At 73.6% G+C, this 8684-nt stretch carries 2 protein-coding genes; both read left to right on the top strand.

What is annotated here, in order from left to right:
* On the top strand, positions 1–7147 hold a 7147-nt coding region (locus ABZ842_RS38420; RefSeq protein WP_361548415.1), incomplete at its 5' end, for an SDR family NAD(P)-dependent oxidoreductase.
* A gap of 48 nt (positions 7148–7195) precedes the next feature.
* On the top strand, positions 7196–8684 hold a 1489-nt coding region (locus ABZ842_RS38425; RefSeq protein ID WP_361548418.1), incomplete at its 3' end, for a beta-ketoacyl synthase N-terminal-like domain-containing protein.

An 8684-nucleotide genomic window follows, 5' to 3' on the forward strand; every position in this document is an offset into this window, starting at 1 on the left:
CCACGGCACCGACGTCGACTGGCGCGCATGGTTCACCACCCACGACACCACCACCACACCCCACACCACCGACCTCCCCACCTACGCCTTCCAACACGAGCGCTACTGGCTTGCCGCCACCTCTCCGGAGGCGAGTTCGGTAGCGACCCGAGGGCTTGACGACTCGCCGTTCTGGGATGCGGTGGAGCAAGGGGACCTGGAGGCCCTGACCCGTACTCTCGGCTCCCCCGCGGAGCATTTGACGACGCTGGGCGAACTGCTTCCGACCCTGTCGGCGTGGCGTCGGGAACGCCGGCAGCGGGCATCGCTCGCCGCCTGGCGCTACCGGGTCGGCTGGCAGCACCTTCCGGAGACCGCCGCGCCCGCGCTCAGCGGGCGCTGGCTGGTCGTCGTACCGGCGGGGCACGAGTCGGATCCGGCCGTCGAAGCGGCGGCGTCCGCGCTCGGCGCGTACGGAGCCACGGCGGTCGTGCAATCGGTCGACACGATCGATCTGCGGCTTGAAGAGTTGACGCAGGTCATCGTGGAGGCGGCTGGCGGCGATGCGCCGGCTGGTGTGCTGAGCCTGCTGGCGCTTGAGGAGTCGGCCCACCCGGACCATCAGGCCGTGCCGGCGGGGCTGATGGGTACCGTGCTGCTGCTCCAAGCCCTGAGCGACGCCGGCATCGACGCACCCCTGTGGTCCCTGACCCGCGGAGCCGTCTCCGTAACCCCCACCGAACCACTCCCCCACCCCACACAAGCCCAGACCTGGGGACTGGGCCGAGTCGCCGCCCTCGAACACCCCCACCACTGGGGCGGACTCATCGACCTCCCCGAAACCACGGACGACCGCACACCGGTCCGCTTGGCCGCGGTGCTCGCTGCCGGCCCAGCCGAGGACCAAGTCGCGGTACGCGCCTCGGGCGTGCTGGGGCGGCGACTCCAGCGCGCGGGCTCGCCTCATGCGTCCGCCGACGGATGGCAGCCGGAAGGCACCACGTTGATCACGGGTGGGACGGGGAGCATCGGTGCCCACGTGGCGCGGTGGTTGGCCGGGGCCGGTGCACCGCACCTGATTCTGGCCAGCCGCAGCGGCCCCGACGCACCCGGCACCACCGAACTCGTCAACGACCTCACCGCACACGGCACCCGCGTCACCGTCGTCTCCTGCGACACCGCCGACCGCACCGCACTCAAAACCCTCATCGCCGACATCCCCGCCGAACACCCCCTCACCGCCGTCTTCCACACCGCCGGCACCGCCGGCATCGGTGGCCTGACCGAGATGGACGTGTACGGGCTGGGTGAGGTGTTGGCGGCCAAGACGCTGGGTGCTGCGCACCTGCACGAGCTGACGCGCGATCTGGACCTCTCCGCCTTCGTGCTGTTCTCCTCGGGGGCGGCGACCTGGGGCAGCGGTCAGCAGGGCGCGTACGCAGCGGGCAACGCCTACCTCGACGCGCTCGCCGAACACCGCCGCGGCCTCGACCTGCCCGCCACCAGCATCGCCTGGGGCCCCTGGGGCGAGATCGGCATGGCCGCCGACGACGCCGCCGTGACGTACTTCGGTCATCTGGGTCTGACCCCGTTGGAGCCGGGCCGGGCGATCGCCTCGCTTCGAGGTGCGCTGGACGCGGGGGACGCGACGCTCACCGTGGCGGACGTCGACTGGGAGAGGTTCCCGGCGGCGTTCACCACGCAGCGGCCCAGTGCGCTGGTGGTCGACCTGGCCCGACCGGCCCGGGGCTCGGTCGACGACAGCGAGCAGGAGGCGGACGCGTCCGGGACCGGGGGCGGGGACAGTCCCTTGCAGCGGCAGTTGGCCGACGCGTCGCCGGCTCAGCAGCACCACGCGGTGCTGCGGTTGGTGCAGACGCAGGCTGCGGCCGTGCTCGGGCACGCCGGCGCGGACGCGGTGCCGTCGGGGCAGCCGTTCCAGGAGCTGGGTTTCGACTCGTTGACGGCGGTCGAGTTGCGCAATCGGCTCAGCGAGGCGAGCGGACTGAAGCTGGAAGCGACCCTCGTCTTCGACCATCCGACGCCGGAGGCGGTCGCCGTCCACATCCGCGAAGCGTTGCTCGGCGGCGGTACGGCCGCCGCGGGTGCCCCGGTGCGGGCGGCGGCGCCGGGGCAGCACGACGAGCCGATTGCGATCGTGGGCATGGCCTGCCGCTACCCCGGTGGTGCGAGCGGTCCGCGGGAGCTGTGGGAGCTGGTCGTCTCCGGTGGCGACGCGATCACGCCGATGCCCACCGACCGCAACTGGGACCTGGACCTCGTCTATCACCCCGACCCCGATCACCCGGGCACCACGTACGTCCGGGAGGGCGGTTTCGTCCACGGAGCTCCGGGGTTCGACGCGGAGTTCTTCGGGATCTCGCCGCGCGAGGCACTGGCGATGGACCCGCAGCAGCGGCTGCTGCTGGAGTGCGCCTGGGAGGCGTTCGAGAGCTCCGGGCTGACCCGGGACGTCCTGCGGGGCAGCAGTACGGGCGTGTTCACCGGCGTCACGTCGCAGGACTACCTGTCGCTGATCAACATCACGCCCAGCGACGTGGAGGGCTACGTCGCCACCGGGAACATCGGCAGTGTGGTCTCCGGCCGGGTGGCGTACGCCTTCGGTCTCGAAGGGCCCGCGGTCACGGTGGACACCGCCTGCTCGTCGTCGCTGGTGGCCACGCACTTGGCCACGCAGGCGCTGCGCCAGGGCGAGTGCTCCATGGCCCTGGCGGGCGGGGTGACGGTGATGGCGACGCCCGGTGCGTTCGTGGAGTTCTCCCGGCAGCGCGGGATGTCCAAGGACGCCCGCTGCAAGGCGTTCGCGGCGGACGCGGACGGTCTGACGTGGGGCGAGGGCTCGGGGCTGCTGCTGTTGGAGCGGCTGTCGGACGCCCAGGCCAACGGGCACCGGGTGCTGGCCGTGATCCGTGGCTCGGCGATCAACCAGGACGGGGCGAGCAACGGGCTGACGGCACCGAACGGCCCGTCACAGGAGCGCGTCATCCGACAGGCCCTGGCCAACGCCCGGCTGTCGGCGTCCGAGGTGGACGTGGTCGAGGCGCACGGGACCGGTACGGCCCTGGGCGACCCGATCGAGGCGCAGGCGCTGCTGGCGACGTACGGCCGGGAACGGGCCGACGGCCGGCCGTTGCTGCTCGGCTCGGTGAAGTCGAACATCGGGCACACCCAGGCCGCGGCCGGCGTCGCCGGGGTCATCAAGATGGTGGAGGCGCTACGGCACGGGGTGCTGCCTGCGTCGCTGCACATCGACGAGCCCACCCCGCACGTCGACTGGTCGGCTGGCGCGGTGCGGCTCCTGACCGCGGCCGAGGAGTGGCCGCGCGGGGAGCGCCCGCGGCGGGCCGGGGTTTCGGCGTTCGGCATCAGCGGCACGAACGCGCATCTGCTGTTGGAGGAGGCACCCGAGGACCCGGCCGATGACAAGGCCGGAGACGGGGCCGGCGACTCCGGGGCCGGGGAAGGCGTGCCGCCGTTGGGCGCGGTCGCGTGGCCGTTGGCCGCGCGGAGCGCGGAGGCCCTGCGCGCCCAGGCCGCGGCGCTCGCCGCGCACGTGGCGACGCCCTCCGGACCGTCGTCCCCTACGGCGCGTGCCGTGCCGTCGCCACTGGACGTGGGCTGGTCGCTGGCGAGTACGCGATCGGCCTTCGAGCACCGGGCGGTCGTGGTCGGCGGGGATCTCGACGCGCTCGCGGCGGGCGTGGCAGCGCTGGCAGACGGCGTACCGCACCCCGGCGTGGTCGCCCCGGGGGTGCCTGCGGTGGCTTCGGACGTCGGTGCGGTGCTGGTGTTCCCCGGGCAGGGCTCGCAGTGGGTCGGCATGGGTGCCGAGTTGCTGGACTCGCTGCCGGTGTTCGCGGAGCGGATCGCCGAGTGCGAGTGGGCGCTCGGCCCGTACGTGGACTGGTCGCTGACCGGGGTGTTGCGCGGGGACGGGGCCGAGTTGGCGCGGGTGGACGTGGTCCAGCCGGTGCTGTGGGCCGTGATGGTGTCGTTGGCCGCCGTGTGGGCCGACCACGGCGTCACTCCGGGGGCCGTCGTCGGCCACAGCCAGGGTGAGATCGCTGCGGCGTGCGTGGCCGGTGCGCTGTCGTTGGAGGACGGTGCGCGGATCGTCGCGCTGCGCAGCAAGGCGCTTCGGCAGTTGGCCGGCGGTGGCGCGATGGCATCGGTGGCCGCCGGCCGGGAGCGCGTGGTGGAGCTGTTGGCCGAGGCGGGCCCCGATGTCGGGGTGGCGGCGGTCAACGGGCCGTCGTCCACCGTCGTGTCGGGGCCTCCGGCGCAGGTCGCGGCGGTCGTGGCACAGGCCGTGGAGGAGGGGGTGCGGGCGCGTCTGATCGACGTGGACTACGCGTCGCACGGCCCGCAGGTCGACCTGATCACGGACGAGTTGGCGTCGACGTTGTCCGGTGTGCTGCCCGTCGGGGGCGAGGTGCCGTTCTATTCGACGGTGACGGCCGGGCTGTTGGAGACGGCCGCGTTGGACGCCGACTACTGGGTGCGCAATCTGCGTGAGCCGGTGCGGTTCGCGGACGCGGTGCAGGCCCTGCTGGATGCGGGACACCGCGTGTTCATCGAGGTCAGCAGCCATCCGGTACTGACGTTGGGGATGCAGGAGAGCTTCGAGTTGGCCGGGGTCGCGGCGTCCGCCGTGCCGACGCTGCACCGGGACCGCGGTGACCGCGGCCAGGTGTTGCGGTCCCTGGCGCTGGCCTTCGCGGTGGGCGCCCGCGTCGACTGGGCGTCGCTGTTCCCCGTCGAGCCGGCGCCGCGGACGGTGCCGTTGCCGACGTACGCCTTCAGGCACCGCAGGTACTGGGTGGAGCCGCCGGCGGAGGCCGGGCCCGCGGCCGGGGTCGTCGATCCGGCGGAGGCCCGGTTGTGGCACGCGATCGAGGAGCGGGACGTCGACGCGCTGGTCAGGACGTTGCGCCTGGACGGCGACGCGGCGGCGGTGGAGAGCCTGCGGCCCGCGCTGCCGTTCCTGTCCGACTGGCGGCGCGTGCACCGCGAGCAGTCGGTGTTGGACTCCTGGCGCTATCGGGCGGTGTGGACGCCGGTGGACGCGCCCGTCGATCCGCAGCCCCTGCCCGGGCGGTGGCTGCTGCTGGCGCCGGCCGGTGCCGAGGACGGTCCGGCGGTGACGGCCGTACGGGAAGCGTTGGCGCGGCACGCCACGGCGGTGGAGGTCCGCACCCTGGGGCCGGCGGACGTCGGCCGGGCGGAGCTGACGGAGTTGGTGGCGCAGTTGGACGGCGCGGAACCGCTGGCGGGCGTCGCCAGTCTGATGGCGCTCGACCAGTCGCCGCACGCCGACCACCCTTCGGTGTCGACTGGCCTCGCGGCCACCACGGCGCTCGTCCAGGCGCTCGGGGACGCGCACGTCGAGGTGCCGGTGTGGAGCCTGACGCAAGGCGCGGTCGCCGTCTCCGCCGCGGATCCGCTGCCCCGGCCGGTCCAGGCGCAGGTGTGGGGGCTCGGCCGGGTGGCGGCGCTGGAGGAGCCGCAGCGCTGGGGCGGGCTGGTCGACCTGCCCGAAGCGCCGGGCGCGGATCTGCCTGACCGGTTGGCGGCGCTCTTCGCGTACGGGCAACCGGAGGACCAGGTCGCCCTGCGGGACTCGGGGACGTACGCCCGACGGCTGCACCGCGCGCCGGCCGGGAGCGACGGAACCGGCGCGGCCCTGAACGGCTCGCCCCTCGATGGCTCGCCCCTGAACGGCGCGGGTGCGAACGGTTCTCGTGCGAATGGTTCCAGTGCCGCCGCCAACGGGTCCTTGGCCCTCGATGGTGCGTCATACGACGAGCGCGGAGGCTGGCGGCCCGCGGGTACGGTCCTGGTCACCGGCGGCACCGGCAGCATCGGCGGCCACGTCGCCCGTTGGCTGGCGGACCGGGGCGCACCGCATCTGCTGCTGGTCAGCCGCAGCGGCCCCGAAGCGCCCGGCGCCGCCGAACTCGCCGCCGACGTGGAGGCGCGGGGCGCCCGGGTCACCGTCGTCGCGTGCGACGTCGCCGACCGGGCCGCGCTGCGCGCCCTGCTGGACGACGTTCCGGCGGAGCATCCTTTGACCGCCGTGTTCCACGCGTCCGGCATTGCGGAGAACATGCCGTTCACCGGTCTCGAACTGCCGCACGTCGAGACGGTCCTACGGCCCAAGGCGCACGCGGCCGGCCTGTTGCACGAGCTGACGCGCGACCTGGACCTGAGCGCCTTCGTCCTCTTCTCCTCCGGGGCGGCTGCCTGGGGCAGCGGACTCCAGGGTTCGTACGCGGCGGCCAACGCCTACCTCGACGCGCTCGCCGAACACCGCCGCGGCCTCGGCCTGCAAGCCACCAGCATCGCCTGGGGGCCCTGGGGCGAGGCCGGGATGGCGTCGGACGAGACGGCAGTCGCCTACTTCGGCCGCCGCGGGCTCGCCCCGCTGGATCCCGGACCCGCGCTGAAGTCCCTGGCGCTGGCGCTGGACCGGGGCGACACCGCGCTGGCCGTGGCGGACATCGCGTGGGAGAAGTTCGCCGCCGCGCTCACCACCCGCCGGCCGAGCCCTCTGCTGTCGGACCTGGTCCGGCCGCGGGCGGGCGGGGCGGACGACGGGCAGGACGGTGCGGCGGACGGCGGCGCACCGCTGCTGCGACAGCTCGGCGCCGGGACCCCGGAGCAGCGGCGGACGCTGCTGCTGCGCCATGTGCAAGCGCAGGTGGCGGCGGTGCTCGGCTACCCCGACCCGGAAGCCGTGCCGCCCGGCCAGCCGTTCAAGGAGCTCGGCTTCGACTCGCTGACGGCGGTCGAGCTGCGCAACCGCCTCAACGCGTCGACCGGTCTGACGCTGCCGCCGACCCTGGTGTTCGACCACCCTTCGCCCGGCGCGCTGGCCGAGGTGCTGCGCGAGCACCTGGGCGCGGAAGCGGAGGACACGTCCGAGGGCGGCGTCCTGTCCGGCCTGGAGCGGTGGGACGCGGCGGTCGAGCCCGCCGCGCTGGACCCGGCCGCCCGGCGCCGGGTCACCCGGCGGCTGGAGCTGCTGCTGGCGAAGTGGAACGGGGCCGATGCCGCGGAGGAGCGCTCCGCCGCGCACCGCGACCTCGCGGGCGCGACGGCGGAAGACATCTTCGACCTCATCTCCGAGGAGTTCGGAAAGTCGTGAACCAGGTGAACCAGGCGAACCAGGCCAGCCGGAGGAGCGTGGGTTTCCGTGCCGAATGAGGAACAGCTCCTCGACCATCTGAAGTGGGTCACCGCCGAGCTGCGGCAGACCCGTCAGCGGCTGCGGGAGGTCGAGTCCGCGGAGCCGGAGCCCGTCGCGATCGTCGGCATGGCCTGCCGCTACCCCGGCGGCGTGCGGTCCCCCGAGGACCTGTGGCGGCTGGTCGCCGACGGCGGCGACGCGATCGGCGGCTTCCCGTCGGACCGGGGCTGGGACGCCGCGGACCTGTACGACCCCGACCCCGACCGGCACGGCAAGACGTACGTGACCGAGGGCGGGTTCTGCGACGACGCGGTGCAGTTCGACGCGGCCTTCTTCGACATCAGCCCGCGCGAGGCCCTGGCGATGGATCCGCAGCAGCGGCTGCTGCTGGAGTGCGCCTGGGAGGCGTTCGAACGGGCCGGGCTGCCGAGGGAGGTCTTGCGCCGCAGCGAGACCGGGGTGTTCACCGGCGTCAGCTCGCACGACTACCTGTCCGTCATCGGCGATCTGACGAGCGAGGTGGAGGGGTACGTCGGGACCGGGAACCTCGGCAGTGTGATCTCCGGCCGCGTCGCCTACACGCTGGGGCTCGAAGGTCCGGCGGTCACGGTCGACACCGCCTGCTCGTCGTCGCTGACCGCGATCCACCTCGCGTGCCACTCGCTGCGGCAGGACGAGTGCACGCTCGCGCTGGCGGGCGGGGTGTCCGTGATGGCCACCGCGGGCGGCTTCATCGAGTTCTCCCGGCAGCGGGGCATGGCCGCCGACGGACGGTGCAAGCCGTTCGCCGCCGCGGCCGACGGCACCGGCTGGTCGGAAGGGGTCGGGCTGGTCGTCTTGGAGAAGCTGTCGGACGCGCGGCGCAACGGCCACCGGGTGCTGGGCGTGGTCCGCGGCTCGGCGGTGAACCAGGACGGGGCGAGCAACGGTCTGACGGCACCGAACGGCCCGTCGCAGGAGCGCGTCATCCGACAGGCACTCGCCAACGCCCGACTGACGAGCGCGGACGTCGACGTCGTCGAGGGCCACGGCACGGGTACGACGCTCGGCGATCCGATCGAGGCGCAGGCGCTGTTGGCGACGTACGGCCAGGACCGACCGGCCGAGCGGCCTTTGTGGCTCGGCTCGGTGAAGTCGAACATCGGGCACACGCAGGCTGCTGCGGGTGTGGCGGGTGTGATCAAGATGGTGATGGCGATGCGGCACGGGGTGCTGCCGGCGTCGCTGCACATCGAGGAGCCGTCGGCGCATGTGGACTGGTCGGCGGGCGCGGTCTCGCTGCTACGGGAACGGGCTACCTGGCCCGAGACCGACCACCCTCGCCGGGCCGCCGTCTCCTCCTTCGGGATTTCGGGGACGAATGCGCATGTGATTGTGGAGGAGGCTCCGGGGGCGGTTGTTGTGGGGCCGGTGGTGGGTGTGGGTGTGGGTGTGGGGGGTGTGGTGCCGTGGGTGGTGTCGGCGCGGAGTGCGGAGGCGTTGCGGGGTCAGGCGG

The sequence above is a fragment of the Streptomyces sp. NPDC047315 genome (assembly GCF_040643215.1).
GTDB lineage: Bacteria > Actinomycetota > Actinomycetes > Streptomycetales > Streptomycetaceae > Streptomyces.